The sequence below is a fragment of the Arthrobacter sp. UYCu512 genome (genome assembly GCF_040547075.1).
Taxonomy (GTDB): domain Bacteria; phylum Actinomycetota; class Actinomycetes; order Actinomycetales; family Micrococcaceae; genus Arthrobacter.
In genome coordinates, this window is record NZ_JBEPPA010000025.1 from 12,654 (window position 1) to 27,458 (window position 14,805).

Annotated in this window: 17 protein-coding genes and 2 pseudogenes; 14 read left to right on the plus strand and 5 right to left on the minus strand. The window is 65.2% G+C overall.

What is annotated here, in order from left to right; translation table 11 throughout:
* Positions 1 to 10: 10 nt before the first annotated feature.
* From ligK to ABIB49_RS17880, 6 genes are read left to right on the plus strand one after another with little or no spacing between them, the layout of a single operon-like run.
* Entirely contained in the window at positions 11 to 703 is a 693-nt protein-coding gene (gene ligK / locus ABIB49_RS17855) for a 4-carboxy-4-hydroxy-2-oxoadipate aldolase/oxaloacetate decarboxylase (protein ID WP_226773776.1), read from the plus strand.
* Positions 704 to 705: 2 nt separating this feature from the next.
* Complete coding sequence (locus ABIB49_RS17860; RefSeq protein ID WP_226773777.1) at positions 706 to 1,641, plus strand: amidohydrolase family protein; 936 nt, start codon at positions 706 to 708, stop codon at positions 1,639 to 1,641.
* A 1-nt stretch (position 1,642) separates the two neighbouring features.
* The gene (locus tag ABIB49_RS17865) at positions 1,643 to 2,944 is read left to right on the plus strand and encodes a protocatechuate 4,5-dioxygenase subunit alpha/beta (protein WP_226773778.1); all 1,302 of its coding nucleotides are present in this window, start codon (positions 1,643 to 1,645) and stop codon (positions 2,942 to 2,944) included.
* 32 nt (positions 2,945 to 2,976) lie between these two features.
* Entirely contained in the window at positions 2,977 to 3,930 is a 954-nt protein-coding gene (locus ABIB49_RS17870; protein WP_282360887.1) for a Gfo/Idh/MocA family oxidoreductase, read from the plus strand.
* Between the two features lie 26 nt (positions 3,931 to 3,956).
* Positions 3,957 to 4,901 carry an aldo/keto reductase gene (locus ABIB49_RS17875; protein WP_283481109.1) on the plus strand — a complete coding sequence of 315 codons (945 nt, stop codon included), beginning with the start codon at positions 3,957 to 3,959 and terminating at the stop codon, positions 4,899 to 4,901.
* Positions 4,898 to 5,596 carry a substrate-binding domain-containing protein gene (locus tag ABIB49_RS17880; protein ID WP_226773781.1) on the plus strand — a complete coding sequence of 233 codons (699 nt, stop codon included), beginning with the start codon at positions 4,898 to 4,900 and terminating at the stop codon, positions 5,594 to 5,596. Before ABIB49_RS17875 ends, ABIB49_RS17880 begins: the two co-directional genes overlap by 4 nt.
* A 153-nt stretch (positions 5,597 to 5,749) precedes the next feature.
* Here the strand turns inward: ABIB49_RS17880 and ABIB49_RS17885 are convergent, their stop codons facing one another.
* The 3 genes from ABIB49_RS17885 to ABIB49_RS17895 form a co-directional block, all read right to left on the minus strand.
* Positions 5,750 to 5,932: an SDR family oxidoreductase gene (locus ABIB49_RS17885; protein ID WP_226773782.1), complete on the minus strand. Its 183-nt coding sequence runs from the start codon at positions 5,930 to 5,932 to the stop codon at positions 5,750 to 5,752.
* Between the two features lie 138 nt (positions 5,933 to 6,070).
* Entirely contained in the window at positions 6,071 to 6,319 is a 249-nt protein-coding gene (locus ABIB49_RS17890) for an FAD-binding protein (RefSeq protein ID WP_354157533.1), read from the minus strand.
* A gap of 12 nt (positions 6,320 to 6,331) precedes the next feature.
* The gene (locus ABIB49_RS17895; protein WP_354157529.1) at positions 6,332 to 6,469 is read right to left on the minus strand and encodes a hypothetical protein; all 138 of its coding nucleotides are present in this window, start codon (positions 6,467 to 6,469) and stop codon (positions 6,332 to 6,334) included.
* Positions 6,470 to 6,524: 55 nt separating this feature from the next.
* Between ABIB49_RS17895 and ABIB49_RS17900 the strand changes: the two genes are divergently transcribed.
* From ABIB49_RS17900 to ABIB49_RS17915, 4 genes and pseudogenes are all read left to right on the plus strand, one after another.
* Positions 6,525 to 6,980 (plus strand): EAL domain-containing protein, encoded by a 456-nt coding sequence (locus ABIB49_RS17900; protein ID WP_354157530.1) that lies wholly within the window; start codon positions 6,525 to 6,527, stop codon positions 6,978 to 6,980.
* Positions 6,981 to 6,990: 10 nt separating this feature from the next.
* Positions 6,991 to 7,269, plus strand: coding sequence for a hypothetical protein (locus ABIB49_RS17905; protein WP_283481111.1), 279 nt, complete (start codon positions 6,991 to 6,993; stop codon positions 7,267 to 7,269).
* Between the two features lie 209 nt (positions 7,270 to 7,478).
* Positions 7,479 to 8,636, plus strand: a pseudogene (locus ABIB49_RS17910) (IS3 family transposase).
* 83 nt (positions 8,637 to 8,719) lie between these two features.
* Positions 8,720 to 9,115 carry a RidA family protein gene (locus tag ABIB49_RS17915; RefSeq protein ID WP_226773785.1) on the plus strand — a complete coding sequence of 132 codons (396 nt, stop codon included), beginning with the start codon at positions 8,720 to 8,722 and terminating at the stop codon, positions 9,113 to 9,115.
* 107 nt (positions 9,116 to 9,222) lie between these two features.
* Here the strand turns inward: ABIB49_RS17915 and ABIB49_RS17920 are convergent, their stop codons facing one another.
* Positions 9,223 to 9,510: a hypothetical protein gene (locus ABIB49_RS17920; protein ID WP_283481113.1), complete on the minus strand. Its 288-nt coding sequence runs from the start codon at positions 9,508 to 9,510 to the stop codon at positions 9,223 to 9,225.
* Positions 9,511 to 9,628: 118 nt separating this feature from the next.
* Here ABIB49_RS17920 and ABIB49_RS17925 point away from each other — a divergent pair, with 118 nt between their 5' ends.
* The 3 genes and pseudogenes from ABIB49_RS17925 (at position 9,629) to ABIB49_RS17935 (ending at position 12,900) form a co-directional block, all read left to right on the plus strand.
* Positions 9,629 to 10,324 (plus strand): LysE family translocator, encoded by a 696-nt coding sequence (locus ABIB49_RS17925; protein ID WP_283481116.1) that lies wholly within the window; start codon positions 9,629 to 9,631, stop codon positions 10,322 to 10,324.
* Positions 10,325 to 10,366: 42 nt separating this feature from the next.
* Positions 10,367 to 10,690, plus strand: a pseudogene (locus ABIB49_RS17930) (ATP-binding protein); the annotation flags it as partial.
* A 158-nt stretch (positions 10,691 to 10,848) separates the two neighbouring features.
* Complete coding sequence (locus tag ABIB49_RS17935) at positions 10,849 to 12,900, plus strand: DUF8189 domain-containing protein (protein ID WP_283481117.1); 2,052 nt, start codon at positions 10,849 to 10,851, stop codon at positions 12,898 to 12,900.
* A gap of 876 nt (positions 12,901 to 13,776) precedes the next feature.
* Here the strand turns inward: ABIB49_RS17935 and ABIB49_RS17940 are convergent.
* Complete coding sequence (locus ABIB49_RS17940) at positions 13,777 to 14,151, minus strand: hypothetical protein (RefSeq protein ID WP_226776165.1); 375 nt, start codon at positions 14,149 to 14,151, stop codon at positions 13,777 to 13,779.
* A gap of 26 nt (positions 14,152 to 14,177) precedes the next feature.
* Between ABIB49_RS17940 and ABIB49_RS17945 the strand changes: the two genes are divergently transcribed.
* A partial coding sequence (locus ABIB49_RS17945) for an IS3 family transposase (RefSeq protein ID WP_354157534.1) occupies positions 14,178 to 14,805 on the plus strand: 628 nt, incomplete at its 3' end.

A 14,805-nucleotide genomic window follows, 5' to 3' on the forward strand; every position in this document is an offset into this window, starting at 1 on the left:
GGACCATCAATTGCGACTGAACAACCTCGGCATCGTCCGCACCAACATCGAACGTCCGGATCCCACGGACGTCAAACGGCTTTCGCAGTTCGGCGTCGCCACTATCCACGAGGCGATGGGGCGAGTCGGGCTCCTGCGCCCCTACATCAGGCCGGCCTACACCGGCGCTAAGCTCTGTGGTCCGGCAGTGACCGTGCTGCTACAGCCTGGTGACAACTGGATGTTCCACGTCGCCGCCGAGCAGGTGCAGGAAGGCGATGTGATCGTCGCCGGCTGCACCACCGAAAGCGAAGACGGCTTCTTCGGTGAGCTGCTCGCCACCTCGCTGACCGCCCGCGGCTGCAAGGGCTTGGTGATCGACGGTGGTGTCCGCGACGTCGCCGATCTGGAGAAGATGGATTTCCCGGTGTTCTCCCGCGCTGTCAACGCCAAGGGCACGGTCAAGGCCACCCTCGGATCGGTGAACATCCCCGTAGTGGTCGCGAACGCCGTGGTGAACCCTGGCGACGTGGTCGTGGCCGACGTCGACGGCGTCGTGGTTGTCCCGCGCGAGCTTGTCGGAGCGGTGGCAGACGCCAGCCAGAAGCGCGAGGATAACGAGGAAGCCAAACGCGTGAAGTTCCGTGAGGGCGTCTTGGGCCTGGATGTCTACGGCATGCGAGAGCCGCTCGCCGCCGCCGGCCTCGAGTACGTGGAGAAGTGACCATGGCGCACGGAGACACCACGGGAGGCTTCGAGAAGTCCGCAGGCTGGCTCGACTGGTACGACGGCCCCACCAAGCCCACGTTCCGCCTGCCGGCCGACGCAGTCGACGCGCACTGCCATGTGTTCGGGCCCGGCGAACGGTTCCCTTACGCCCCCGAGCGGAAGTACACCCCGTGCGATGCCTCGGCGGAGCAGCTCTTCGCGCTGCGCGACCACCTCGGCTTCGACCGCAACGTGATCGTCCAGGCGACCTGCCACGGCGCCGACAACCGGGCACTGGTCGATGCGCTGCAGCACAGCGGCGGCCGCGCCCGCGGCGTCGCCACGGTCCGCCGCGACGTGACCGAGGAGCAGCTGGCCGAGCTGCACGCGGCCGGCGTCCGCGGGATCCGGTTCAACTTCGTCAAGCGCCTCGTCGACCGGGTGCCCACCGACTCGCTCGAGGAGATAGTCGCGAAGATCGCGCCGCTCGGCTGGCACGTGGTCATCTACTTCGAGGCCGCGGACCTGCCGGAGCTCTACGACTTCTTCTCCGCGATCCCGACCGACGTCGTCATCGACCATATGGGCCGGCCCGACGTGTCCAAGGACCCGGACGGCCCTGAGTTCGCACTGTTCCTGCGCTTCATGCGCGAGAACACCAATGTGTGGACCAAGGTCTCCTGCCCAGAGCGCCTGTCCGTCACCGGCCCGCACGCTCTCGACGGCGAACAGCACGCCTACACCGACGTGGTGCCGTTCGCCCGACGCGTGGTCGAGGAGTTCCCCGACCGCGTGCTGTGGGGAACCGATTGGCCCCACCCCAACCTCAAGGACCACATGCCCGACGACGGGCTGCTGGTCGACTACATCCCACAGATCGCGACGACGCCCGAGCTCCAGCAGAAGCTACTCGTGGACAACCCGCGCCGCCTCTACTGGCCCGAAGGAGCATGACATGGCACTCGACAAGCCGTACAAGGACGTTCCCGGCACGATCATCTTCGACGCGGAGATGGCCCGCAAGGGATACCACCTCAACCAGTTCTCGATGTCGCTGATGAAGCCCGAGAACCGCAAGCGCTACCTGGCCGACCGCGAGGCGTACCTCGATGAGTGGCCCCTTTCGCCCAAGCAGCGCCAGGCTGTGCTGGATATGGACCTCAACGCCATGATGGCCGAGGGCGGCAACATCTACTTCCTGAGCAAGATCGGCGCCACGCACGGCCTGAGTTTCCAGCAGATGGCCGGCTCCATGACTGGCATGTCCGAGGCCGCCTACCGCGACATGATGATCGGCGGCGGACGCCACCCCGAGGGCAACCGCCTCAAGGACCTCGACGGCTGGGTCCCGCCGGCGCGGCGCGAGAAGTCCGAGACCATGCGCGAGAACGCCCCGGCGAAGTACACGTCGGCGCTGTTCACCTCGCATGTCCCGGCGATCGGTGCCGCGATGGACCTCGGCAAAACCGAGGAGCCGTACTGGAAGAAGGTGTTCTCCGGGTACGAGTGGACCCGCAGGTGGGCCAAGGAGAATACGCCCGACGTCGTCATCCTCGTCTACAACGACCACGCCACGGCCTTCGACTCGTCGATCATCCCCACCTTCGTGCTCGGCACCGGGGCAGAGTACCCGGTCGCGGACGAGGGCTACGGCCCCCGCCCTGTGCCCGATGTGAAGGGCTACCCGGAGTTCGCCGCGCACATCGCGCAGTCGGTCATCCAGGACGACTTCGACCTCACCCTCGTCAACGAGATGGTCGTGGACCACGGGCTCACCGTGCCGCTCTCGCTCGTCTTCGGCGACGTCGAGGAGTGGCCATGCAAGGTCATCCCGCTGGCCGTCAACGTGGTGCAGTATCCGGTGCCTTCCGGCCGCCGCTGCTACGAGCTCGGCAAGGCCCTTCGCCGCGCCCTCGACAAGTGGGACGGCCCGGAGCTCAACGTGCAGATCTGGGGCACCGGCGGCATGAGCCACCAGCTCCAGGGTCCGCGTGCCGGCCTCATCAACGAGGAGTGGGACAACGCGTTCCTCGACCACCTCATCGCCGACCCGCTGGGCCTGACCGAGTGGGATCATATGGAGTACGTCGATGAGGCGGGCTCCGAAGGCATCGAGCTCGTCGATTGGCTGATCGCGCGCGGCGCGATGGACGACCAGTTCGGCGGCGAGGCGCCTTCTGTTGACCACCGGTTCTACCACGTGCCGGCGTCGAACACCGCCGTCGGCCACCTTGTTCTCACGAACCCGACCGACTGACCGCATCCCGCATCCGCAACAAAGGAGCCCCCATGACTGACAAGATCCGTGTGGCCGTCGTCGGCGCCGCAGGCGCCTTCGGCATGAAACATCTCGACGGCCTGATGAACGTCCCCGATGCCGAGGTGACCGTCGTCAGCGGCACGCGGCTCGAACCGACCCAGGCAGTCGCCGCGAAGTACGGCGTCGCCAACGCCGTCGTCGGGCTCGACGCCGTGCTCGAGCGCGACGACGTCGATGCCGTCATCCTCGCCACGCCCACGGGTCTGCACGCCTCGCAGATGCAGGAGGTCCTCAAGGCCGGCAAGCACGTGCAGGTCGAGATCCCGCTCGCCGACTCGCTCGCCGACGCCGAGGCGACGCTCGCGGCGGCCGAGGCGTCCGACCGCGTCGCCATGGTGGGCCACACGCGGCGGTTCAACCCCTCGCACCAGCTCGTGCACAACCGGATCGCCGAGGGCTCGTTCAACGTGCAGCAGATGGACGTGCAGACGTACTTCTTCCGCCGCACGAACACGAATGCCAAGGGCGAGCCGCGCTCCTGGACCGACCACCTACTGTGGCACCACGCCGCGCACACTGTCGACCTGTTCGCCTACCAGGCGGGCAAGATCGTGCAGGCGAACGCGATCCAGGGCCCCATCAACCCGGATCTGGGCATCGCGATGGACATGTCGATCCAGCTCAAGAGCGAGACCGGGGCAATCTGCACCCTGTCCCTCTCGTTCAACAACAACGGCCCGTTCGGCACGTTCTTCCGCTACATCGGCGACACCGAGACGTACATCGCGCGCTACGATGACCTCTTCAACGGCCGCGACGAGCAGATCGACGTCTCGAAGGTGGCGGTGAGCATGAACGGCATCGAGCTGCAGGACCGCGAGTTCGTCAGCGCGATCCGCGAGGGGCGCGAGCCGAACTCGTCGATCCGCCAGGTCATCGACTGCTACCGCGTGCTCGGCGCGCTTGAGAAGCAGCTGGCGTGAGGCTACCCCCCACCGGTCTGGGCTGTATGTCGCTGAGCCACGCGTACGGCGTCCCCCCGTCGCGTGACGAGGGGCTGGCGTTGCTGCGCGCAGCTCTCGATGAAGGTATCGGGATGCTCGACACGGCAACACTGTACGGCGGCGGCCGCAACGAAGAGCTTGTAGGTGCCGCGATCGCGGGGCGCCGCGACGAGGTCTTCCTTGCGAGTAAGTGCGGGATGGCGTCCGTTGACGGCGTGAAAGTCATCGATGGACGCCCCGATACGCTGCGCGCACAGGTCGATGCTTCGTTGAGCCGCCTTGGCGTCGATTACATCGACCTGTACTACCTTCACCGGTGGGACAAGAACGTGCCGATCGGCGACAGCGTCGGCGCGCTGGCCGAGATGGTCGCCGCGGGCAAGATCGGCGCAGTCGGACTGTCCGAGGTGTCGGTCGCGCGACTGCGCGAGGCGCAGTCAATCACCCCTATCGCGGCCGTGCAGAACGAGTACTCGCTGTGGAGTCGCAATGCCGAGCTTGGCATGCTCGACGCCACTCGCGAGGACGGCGTGACCCTGGTTGCGTTTTCGCCGGTCGCAAGGGGTTTCCTCGCCGATGCGGTCAAGGACCCAGGTAAGCTGGCCCCAAACGACATCCGCCGCAGCATGCCGCGCTTCCAGCCCGAGCACTGGGGTGCGAATGCGACGCTGCTGGCCTCTTGGCGCGAGCTGGCTGCGGAGGCCGGTTGCACCCCAGCACAGCTCGCGCTGGTCTGGCTGCTCTCCCGCGGCGATCACGTTCTGCCGATCCCGGGAACAACGAGCGTCGCGCACCTGCGTAAGAACATGGCGGCGGCCGACATCTCTGTCGACGGAGCGCTGCTGACGCGGGCCGGCGAGCTGATTGGCACGGCCACCGTCTCTGGCGCGCGATATGCGCCAGCATCTGCTGCCGAAGTAGACGCCGAGACTTTCGAGGATGCCGCATGAGGGCGATCTCGTCGATGGCCACCCGCCACGTTCTCGCCGACCTCGCTGAAGCTGCCGCCGGGGCCGGGCTACCGCTTCTGCAGATTGAATCCGTAGGCGGAGTGGACGCCGCCCAGCGGGTGGCCGCCGGCGAGCCGTTCGACCTTGTGTTCCTCGCTGAGGACGCTCTGCAACGCCTCGCTGCCGAGGGGCACGTCGATCCGGCATCCATCGCCCCGATCGTACTGTCGGAGGTCGCCGTAGGCGTGGCCGCACGCAGCGCCGATGTAGCCACATGTTCCGAAGGCACGGCCTTTGCGAATGCCGACGAGCTTCGCGGCGCCCTGCGCGCGGCATCCCGCATCGGATATTCCACCGGACCGAGCGGCACCGAGCTATTGCGAATGATCGACCGCTGGGGCATGACCGATGAGGTCAGCGACCGGCTTGTGCAGGCCCGTCCAGGCGTACCCGTGGCGCGCCTGCTCGCCGAGGGAGAGGTCGATCTCGGCCTGCAGCAGCTCAGCGAACTGGTCGGGCAACCCGGCGTGTGCATCCTCGGCGTTCTCCCGGCCGACTGCGCGATTATCACGGTCTTCGCGGCTGCTGTCGCGGCATCCTCCAACAACGCGGCTCGTGCCGCGGAGGTGTTGGCCTTCTTCCGCTCGGACCTCTCGGCATCTATCAAGTCGTCGCACAGTTTTCGCGCGCCCTGAGGCCCTGCCGTGACGGATTGACTGATGCGGGTCCTACAGACGCGGAGAAACCCGTCTTCGGTGACACCGCCGCCGTAGACCTTGACGTTAGCGGCCGGCCAGATTTTCCGCATGTTCGCCTCACCCCTAAGGAAGGCCTTGGTGGATTGGATTTCAGATGGACGTGTATCCGCCGTCGGCGTTGATAACGGATCCAGTCAGTGCGGAGGAGGCGTCACTGGACAGGAACAGAACGACATTCGCGATCTCCTCCGGTCGGCGCAGTGCGACAGCCCATTTGTTGCAGATGACAACACCCGTGAGGTCGACGTCGATGACGCGTTGCCAATTCGACATGTCGAGCTCGTGTAGCGGTGTCTTGACCTCGGGAATGCCGGCGCGGCACCGGCATCGGCAAGTTTGCGGGCTATGAGCATCCTGTTTCCTTACTCCTTCGGATCTTCGGCTGGGCGTCCTGTCAGGACCGGTAGGGGCTCAGACGCCGGCCATTCGCGGTACGCCGCGGTCGGCTGCGAGCTTGGTGATGTCCCTTCCGGCCCGGCAGCCGAATACCAGGGCGGGGCCGATGTGGGAGCCATATTCCGGGTAGCCGCCCCCGAAGACGCCGACGGCGGCGGCGCCGACGGCGATGAGGCCGGGAATAGCGGTTCCCTCTTCGGTTGTTACTTCGGAGCGTTCGTTAACGCCGATGCCTGCGAAGGTGCCCAGATCGCCCATCTGGATCTTGGCGGCATATTAGGGGCCGTTGCCGACCGGGGCAAGGTTGGGGGTCGGTTTGTGTTCCATGTCGCCGCGGAAGTGGTTGTAGAGAGTGGAGCCGCGGCCGTACGCCGGGTCCTCTCCGCGTTCCGCGGCGGGGTTGAATTCGGCCACTGTTTCCTTGAGCCCTGCGGCGTCGATGCCGAGCTTGCCGGCCAGCTCCGCCAGGGTGTCCCCTATCGCGGACCTCCGATCCGCCGCTGCACAGCTACGCGAACTTATCGCCGCCGGCGTCGGCGTCGCCCTCGATGACTACGGGACGGCGTATTCGTCCCTGGCCATGCTGCGCGACCTTCCCCTCACCGGGCTCAAGCTCGACAAATCCTTCATCGACACCATCGACACCATCGACTCCGACCCCACCTCTGCCATCCTCGTCTCCGGTGTTATCGCCCCGGCCAAAGCCCTGGGCCTCACCACCACTGCCGAGGGTGTCGAACGACAAACCCAACTGACCATCCTGCAAGAGCTAGGCTGCGACACCGCCCAGGGCTACCTCATCTCCCGCCCCCTCCCGGCTGACCAGCTCGACACAGTCCTGCGGGCGAAACACGCACGCACTGAGCCCCGGCACACCCCCGCGCCGCCCGTTCCCGTACATGCCGCGTTCACCGACAGCCCCTAGGCTCGGCAGGGTGCAAGAAATCACGGAAAACGCGGAATTCCCCGCCGACGTTCCCGCTTCAGACTGGTCCGGCCTGCGGACCGGCCAGATGGTGACCATCACCGAACAAGGACACCCCGCCAGCAACGGAACCATCGACGCCATCACCCCGGATGCATCCATCCTCTGGGTCCGGCTGCCTGGCCCTTCACCGCGGCGCCTGTTCCTGTGCACCGACCCGGTGACCATCCACCCCTCGCACTATGAGCATCTCCGGCGTCAACCGCCCGGGGTTCAGGGGTCGCCGTAGTACTCGCCGAAAACCGGGCGGATATGAGGCTAACCCAGTAGCGCGAAGTCCGTCCTCTGAGCGCCATCCTGTCGAACCTGCGGTGGTTCAGTTTCGCGAGCAAGGCCAAAACGGGACTGCCCCGGCTTTTGTTGACTCGGTGACCTGCCCCAGGGATTGGTTACCCGAAATGGTTTGAGTTTTGGGCTCTCGCTGAGAGGCTTTCAGACATGCCAAGACCCTATCCACCGGAATTCCGCGCACGGGCAGTCGCCCTGGTCCGGGCCGGCAAACCCATTAGCCGAGTGGCCGCCGAGCTGGGCATCAGCGAGGGCGGCCTGCACAACTGGGTTCGTCAGGACCAGATCGACCGTGGCGAACGGCCCGGACTGACGACTCCGTAGAGCGCCGAGCTCGCCAAAGCCAGGAAGCGGATCCGGCAGCTGGAAACGGAAGTGGAGATCCTCAAGCGTGCAGCGAAGCTGCTCGTTGAGGGCCGGCCGGACCCAAAAGGATCCACCCGGTGATCGGAGAACTTACCGGCGCCGGGTTCCCCACGAAGGTCTGTTGCCGGCTGCTGGGGGTAAGCAGCCCGGGCTACTACAAGTAACGGAAGAGGCCGATGTCACCGACCAGGATGCGCCGGCAATGGCTGACCGGGCTCACCCGGGCGGTCCATGCCGAAAGCCGAGGAACTTACGGGTCCCGCCGGATCCATGCCGAACTGACACGGGGCATGAACGTCACCGTCAGCGAGCATCTGGTCGCGGAGCTGATGAGCCTGGCCGGAATTGCCGGCCTTCCCGGGCCGGCCAAGGTCAAACGCCTGCGAGGCATCGCCACCAGCTTTTGCCCTCGTGCACCGCAAATTCTTTGCGTCTGTCGCCGAACGAGCTCTGGGTCACGGACATCACCGAGCATCCCACCAGGGAGGGCAAGGTCTACTGCTGCGCCGTGATGGACACCAACAGCTGCCGGATCGTGGGCTGGTCGATCGACAGCAACCAGGACTCCGCCCTGGTCGTTAACGCCCTGGACATGGCCATGAGAAACCGCCGGCCCGTCCCGGGCGGGATCGTCCATGCCGACCACGGCGTCCAGTTCACCTCCTGGGCCTTCACCAACAAGATCCGCTCGGCCGGCCTGATGCCCTCGTTCGGGACGATCGGGGACGGCTATGACAACGCGATGATGGAATCCTTTTGGTCCAGCATGCAGATCGAGCTCTTGAACAGGAAACGCTGGAAGACCCGCACCGATCTGGCCAACGCGATCTTCGCGCTCCTTTCGAGATTTTCTACAACCGCCAGCGCCGCCATTCCGGACTGGACTATCGGACTCCGATCGAGCACGAGCTACACTGCCAGCACCCATCCCAAACAGCCTGAGACTCATTCTTCACGGGGTAACCAATCCCTGCGGCAGGTCAAGCTGTCAACTAAACCTTCAGCAGTCCCTATATTCTGGTGCCATGCCCCGATCAACTGTCACCGATCCTGCTGCACCGAAGCCGGTGGGGCCATATTCTCACGCCGCGTCCGGACCGGGGGATTTGCTCTATGTCTCTGGCCAGACCCCCATTGATCCGGCGACGGAGGCACTCATCCATGGAGGAATCGACGCCCAGACCGAGCGTGTGTTCGCCAACCTAGCGTCAGTGCTCGCGGCCGCGAATCGCAGCTTTGCGGACGTAGTGAAGGTCAATGTCTACCTGATTGACATGGCCGATTTTGCCTCGATGAACAGTGTCTACGCGAGGGTCTTTTCTGAGCCGTACCCGGCCCGAACCACCGTCGCAGTCGCCGGGCTCCCACTTGGAGCCCGAGTCGAAATCGAGGTCGTCGCGGCATCTAGGGAAGCCGACTAAGACTCGACGGGTCGCCGTTGGCTGGGCACGTCGGACTTCTTGAGCCCGAGGCTTGGAAGTAGCGCACACGCTGATCCGTACGAGGCGTCCACGGCACTTGACCGTCGTCAGTCTTGCGCGGTGGCTGCCTCTCCCATCCGGGTCAGGGCGAGAGTGAGGATGGCGCTTGAGGTCGCGAAGTTGAGACGCACATACCCGTCTCCTCCGGAACCGAAAATGTGCCCGGAGTTGAGCGCGACCCGCGCCTTGTCGTGGAACAGTTTCGCAGGCCCGTCGACGTCGGTGGCGACCCCGAACGTCGTGCTCGCCGCGGTGATGCGTGGAATGGCGAGCTGCCCGCAATTGAGCCAGGCCAGATAGGTGCCCTCCGGTGGGATCCACGGCAGCTGAGGCACCAGAAAAAGCAGACCCGACCATCGTGGAGCCAGTAAAGAACGAGCCATCGGACCAAGGGCCGTTCTGCGATTTGACGAACACCGCAGCCAGAATCACCGCCTCGTCAGCGGCCGTCGAGTGCCCGCCAAGCGATCGTCGATCGGGCAGACCCGCACAACGGGTTGCCGAGTAGAATCCGGGGATACCCGTCGCGTACTTCTCGTTCCTAGCCATCGCCGTCGTCCTGACCGTGATCCCGGGCCGGCGATCGTGCTCATCATGAAGAACGCCGTCATCCGCGGCAGACGAGGAGCACTCATCACGGCGGCCGGAGTGTTTTCGAGCGACCTCGTATGGGTGACGGCCTCGATCGCCGGCCTGGCCGCGTTGCTGGTCGCCTACCGTCCGGCCTTCGAGGCGCTTCGGTTCCTCGCGGCGGCGTACCTGATCTACCTCGGGCTCCGACTCCTCCTCAGCCGCGGACACGGCGTGGCCGATGACGAGACGGCGACGCTCGACGCGCGGGGCCCGGCACGGCGGGGATATGCCGAAGGAGCGCTGTCCGAGCTGTCAAATCCGAAAACGCTCCTCATCTTCACGACGGTCATCCCACCGTTCCTCCCGATTCACCCAACCCCCTTGGGTGTAGCCGTCTACGGGCTCACATTCGCCGTGGTCGGATTCGCGTCGAGCATCGCCTACGCACTCGTGTTCAGCGCCTCGCGACCACTCGTCAAAGGCCCCCGGGTCAAGAACCTGCTCTTCCGCGGCAGCGGAGGAGTGCTGACAGCTTTCGGCGTCGGCCTCGCCGTCGAAGGCGCACGGGAACTCTGATGCCAAGCCGTGGTCACACCGTGACGGTCACGCCATCCTGCCCTCCCACAGGAACTGGTCCGGCTGCGCCGCTACGGACTGATCATCGTCGATGAAGTCGGCTACATCCCGTTCGAGCAGGACGCCGCGAACCTGTTCTTCCAGCTCGTCTCATCACGCTACGAACAAGCGTCCCTGATCCTGACCTCGAACCTGCCCTTCGCCCGCTGGGGAGACGTGTTCGGAGACCAGGTCGTCGCCTCCGCAATGATCGATCGCATCGTCCACCACGCCGTAGTCATCACCCTCAAAGGCTCCAGCTACCGACTCAAACATGCACAGACAGACTCCCTGCCCTCGACAAGACCGGAAAATCAGGCAGAATAACCAACATCAACGTGGCTCACTTTTCCGCCCGCGACATGGCTCAATTTTCGACCATCGCTGACAGTCGGCAAAGGACCTGGAGGTTTGGTAATGGCACGGAATCGATTCACCGGTCAACCCGGACAAGTCTTCGCACCGCAGCGCCCCTCGGCAAGTGCATGATGTCGCGCATCGGGGTCGAGGCAGTTTCCGGACGCGAGGATGGCTCGCGTGTCCTGGACGCGGCGGACGCCCGGGAGCCCCTGCGTGACGTGAGGCGGTCTCGCGATGCCGCCAGGGATGTCGCCGCCCAGTACAACCTGCTTGCGTTCCGCGCAGCACGCAGGCACATACGCCCTGTCCGGACCGCTACCGCTGCAGGACTTCGGGCGCTACGCGGCCCTGTGCCCACAGTCCTGGCGAGTTCTCTGAGCTTCGTTGCCCATGAGGACGACGACCTGCTGTTCCAGAACCCTGATATCAGCGACTGGATCGCCTCCGGGCTGCCGCACTGCACCGCGTTCCTTTCCGCTGGCGAGTTCGATGGGCTGGCGAACCGCACGAGGGAGGAATACGCGGCAGACCGCCAGAACGGTGAACGAGCCGCCTATGCGCTCATGGCCGGAGTCCCGGACCACTGGGACCGGTCCAGCATGGACGTCGATGGCCGTCCGATTGAGATCGACACGCTCGCCGATGCGCCCGGCCTGGTCCAGCTGGTCTTCCTGTGCCTTCCCGACGGAGGAGACGCCAATCATCTGGACGCCTTGGGGAAGTTGTTCCGCGGGGAGTCCGCTTCACAACCAACGATCGTGCCCACGGGGGGACCGGTCGCCAACAGCCTGACGTATACTCGGGCGGAACTCATCAGTACTCTGACGTCCCTCATGGAGATTTTCCAGCCCACCATCATCCGGGCGCAGGATCCGTGCCCGGACCCGCGGGCCGCCGACGATCACCGGGACCACATAGCAACGGCACAGTTCGTGGCCGAGGCGGTGGCCGACTACCACGGCCCGGACAGTTGCCAGCACGCGGCGCTGGTCAACTACCGCTGCTACAGTATCGCCGGTTCGCAGCCCAACCTGACCGGGCAGCGATCCGCAGAGAAGGCCTCCATCTTCGCAACATACGCGGCATCGGACCCGCAAGCCCATGACCTCGGCTGGACCTCGTCGAGGTACTACCGGTGGCCCTCCGGAAGCGTGTGGGCGGCCCGCGACGGGCTGGGCACGCCTCGCGCGTTCGCCGTCCTGGACAGTCAGGTCATGGCGTGGCACCAGGACCCGATCAGTTGTCTGTGGGAAGGGCCCAAAGAACTTGGGGGTGGTCCCGTCGCTCCGCACCTGGCAGTGGGGCACAATGCCGACGGCCGGCTTGAGGTGTTTGCATTCCGGATCGACACCGGAGACATCACCACGGCGTTCCAGACCGGACCCGACCTCGCATTCTCCGACTGGGTCAACTTGGGCAGCCCCGACGGCACCGGATCGGCGGCCACAGGCACCCCCACCGTCGCCAGCAACCGGGACGGCAGGATGCAGGTTTTCGCGCGCAATCCCAGTGGCGGAATGAGCACCATTGCCCAAAATGGGCCCAACCTCAACTTTTCCGACTGGCAGGACGTCGACGGCGGAACGGACCTGATCAACGAGCCCGCCGCGGCCGTTGTGACAGCCGACGGCCGCATCGAGTTATTTGCCAGCAACGGCGACGGCGTGGAGCACTGGTTCCAGCCCGTCGCGAACGGGCCGCTGGAGCATGACCCGGCGTTTCCCTCGAGGGCCGCCGCGGGGGCCCCGCAGGCAGCAAAGGGGCGTGACTCCCTGTTGCGGGTGTTCTACAGAAATCCACAGGACGGCCACGTGCTGGCGTCGCTCCAGGCCGCCGTGAATGGCGGCTGGGATCCCATCGTGTCGGACCTGGGCGGTCCGGCGGGGCAGGGGCAGACCACGGTGCTGACGAGGCCGGCACCGGACGGCCGCCTTGTTCTGGCCACCCGCGCAGATCCGAGCACGGAGTACTTCGACCTGCAGGAAGATGACGGCACCTTTGCCGGACTCTGGACCGAGCTGCCCTGCTCCCTGATGGGTGTACCCGCAGTCGTGCTTCAGGCCAACAACGTGTTGGCGATGCTGGGCATTGGGACGGACGGCTTCCTCTACGTCAACCAGCAAACCATGGACGGTCCGCCCTTCGATTTCCAGGGCTGGATCCGCGCGGGAGCTTAGCCTTGATCCACCGAAGATGATCGAGGCACCGACGGCGGTCTAAACCGGGAATGAACGTTCTTAAAGGAAAAGGGAAACCAGATCCGCGGCCGCCTCGCAGCAGCCCGCAGCGAAGGCACCCACCCCAGCGCAGCCGTCACCACGGGCAACGGTGCCGTGAACGCCAGAGAGTCCCGCACGATGGCAACAGCAGCAGGTGTCAATGGCCAGTAGGGACTGAACGAGGTAAGAACGGCCCGAGCCTATAAGTAACGGCGCAACCGCGACCTAGATGATCGAGCTATTTCGGATATCGTATATGTCCTGATGGGTGGGGCCCCGGAAGAAGCATTCTTCGAATTCAGCCACTTCGTGAGCATCATTGCGTGACCAACGGAGATGAGCGCCACGAGTGCAACTTTTGAGGGTAAAGCCCACCGGGGTTGTTGTGTGGTTCCCACCTTGCACGGCGCGTACGCTTCCGGGCACCGGCGGCCTGGGTAACCGCGCCTGGCAACGCACCGTTCGTCGCGGGCTACGTGGGACACTTCTGGGTGCCGCCCCAAAGTGTTACGTGCAGGCCCCTTCACCGGACTATCCATCGAACGGTCTTGCGGGACGTCGTCTGGCAGCCCACCTCTACTTCAAAGATCAGAACCTCGGACCTCGATGGGGACCCGCTAGCCCACGGATCAATCGAAGTCTGTGGTTGCGGGCGTTACCGGAGCATCTGCCTCTCCACGCGTCCCTTCTGCCCGGGACCCGGGCGAAAGCAGCAGTGGAGCGATCATATCGTTTTGCGCGGCAGATCTGGTCCACCATACCCGGGCGTGATCGAGATCTCCGCCCTCCCTAGCATGCAGACCGAGCATGTTCATGCTGTCCGTGTTGCCAGCATCAGCGGAGGCCGCGACGGCGCGAAGCGCGTTCATCGACGGCGTCGGCGGCGTCTTGAGGGAACAGCAGCAGGCAGTCAGCGGCAATGGTACTGCCTGCTTTGACAGCTTTCAGGAGCAATTGCCGGGCTAGCGGAACGGCTCCGCCTGCGAGATATAGCTCGGCGATGCTCATGAGCACTTCGGGGTTGCCCGAGGCTGCTGCACGCTTGCGGTGGTCAAGTCGAGCCTGCAGATCCCCGTCCGTGCAATACTCTCCCAAAAGGAGCTCCGCAAAGGGAGCGACATCCTCATCGCCGCTGTCGATGGCAATCTGGTAGGCGTTCCGGGCACCGGCCGGATCATCCTGCCCCTCAAGCAGCAGCCCCAGGTTCACGGCTGCCGATCTGCAAGGCGCTGCAGATCGCCCCGAGCACGTACTACGCCCGCCGTTCCCGGCCGGAGTCCGCCAGAGCAGTCAGCGACCGGGAACTGAGGGGAAAGATCGAGCGCGTCCACGCTCAGAACTACGGCGTCTACGGAGTCCGGAAGATCCACAAGGAGCTGCACCGGCAGGACATCCCGGCGGCGCGCTGCACCGTCGAGCGGCTGATGCGCCAGAAGGGCCTGCGCGGGATCTCGCGGTCCAAGGGGCCGCGCACCACGAAGCCAGCACCGGAGACCGGCAGGCCCGCGGACCTGGTCGAACGCCGGTTCCAGGCCACGGCGCCGAACCGGCTGTGGGTCGCAGACATCACGTATGTCCGCACGTTCGCCGGCTGGGACTACGCGGCGTTTGTCATCGACGTCTTCTCCCGCAGAGTCGTCGGCTGGCAGGTGGCCACCAGCCTCTACACCGATCTGGCACTGGACGCTTTGGAAATGGGCATCTGGGCCAGGACCCGGGACGGCGCCGACCTTACCGGTCTCGTGCACCATTCCGACCGCGGAGTCCAGGGCGTATTCAACCGATCGAAGCAACACCTGATCACGGAGGTGTTGGATGTCGGTTCGAAGTCGTCAGAAGGAGGTACGGGCGTATCGGGGGCAT

Bases quoted from the DNA above. Each gene is read 5' to 3' on its own strand.
- ABIB49_RS17860 (WP_226773777.1), top strand. From the start codon at position 706: ATGGCGCACGGAGACACCACGGGAGGCTTCGAGAAGTCCGCAGGCTGG.
- ABIB49_RS17865 (WP_226773778.1), top strand. From the start codon at position 1,643: ATGGCACTCGACAAGCCGTACAAGGACGTTCCCGGCACGATCATCTTC.
- ABIB49_RS17870 (WP_282360887.1), top strand. From the start codon at position 2,977: ATGACTGACAAGATCCGTGTGGCCGTCGTCGGCGCCGCAGGCGCCTTC.
- ABIB49_RS17875 (WP_283481109.1), top strand. From the start codon at position 3,957: ATGTCGCTGAGCCACGCGTACGGCGTCCCCCCGTCGCGTGACGAGGGG.
- ABIB49_RS17880 (WP_226773781.1), top strand. From the start codon at position 4,898: ATGAGGGCGATCTCGTCGATGGCCACCCGCCACGTTCTCGCCGACCTC.
- ABIB49_RS17885 (WP_226773782.1), bottom strand. From the start codon at position 5,932: ATGTCGAATTGGCAACGCGTCATCGACGTCGACCTCACGGGTGTTGTC.
- ABIB49_RS17915 (WP_226773785.1), top strand. From the start codon at position 8,720: ATGCCCCGATCAACTGTCACCGATCCTGCTGCACCGAAGCCGGTGGGG.
- ABIB49_RS17935 (WP_283481117.1), top strand. From the start codon at position 10,849: ATGATGTCGCGCATCGGGGTCGAGGCAGTTTCCGGACGCGAGGATGGC.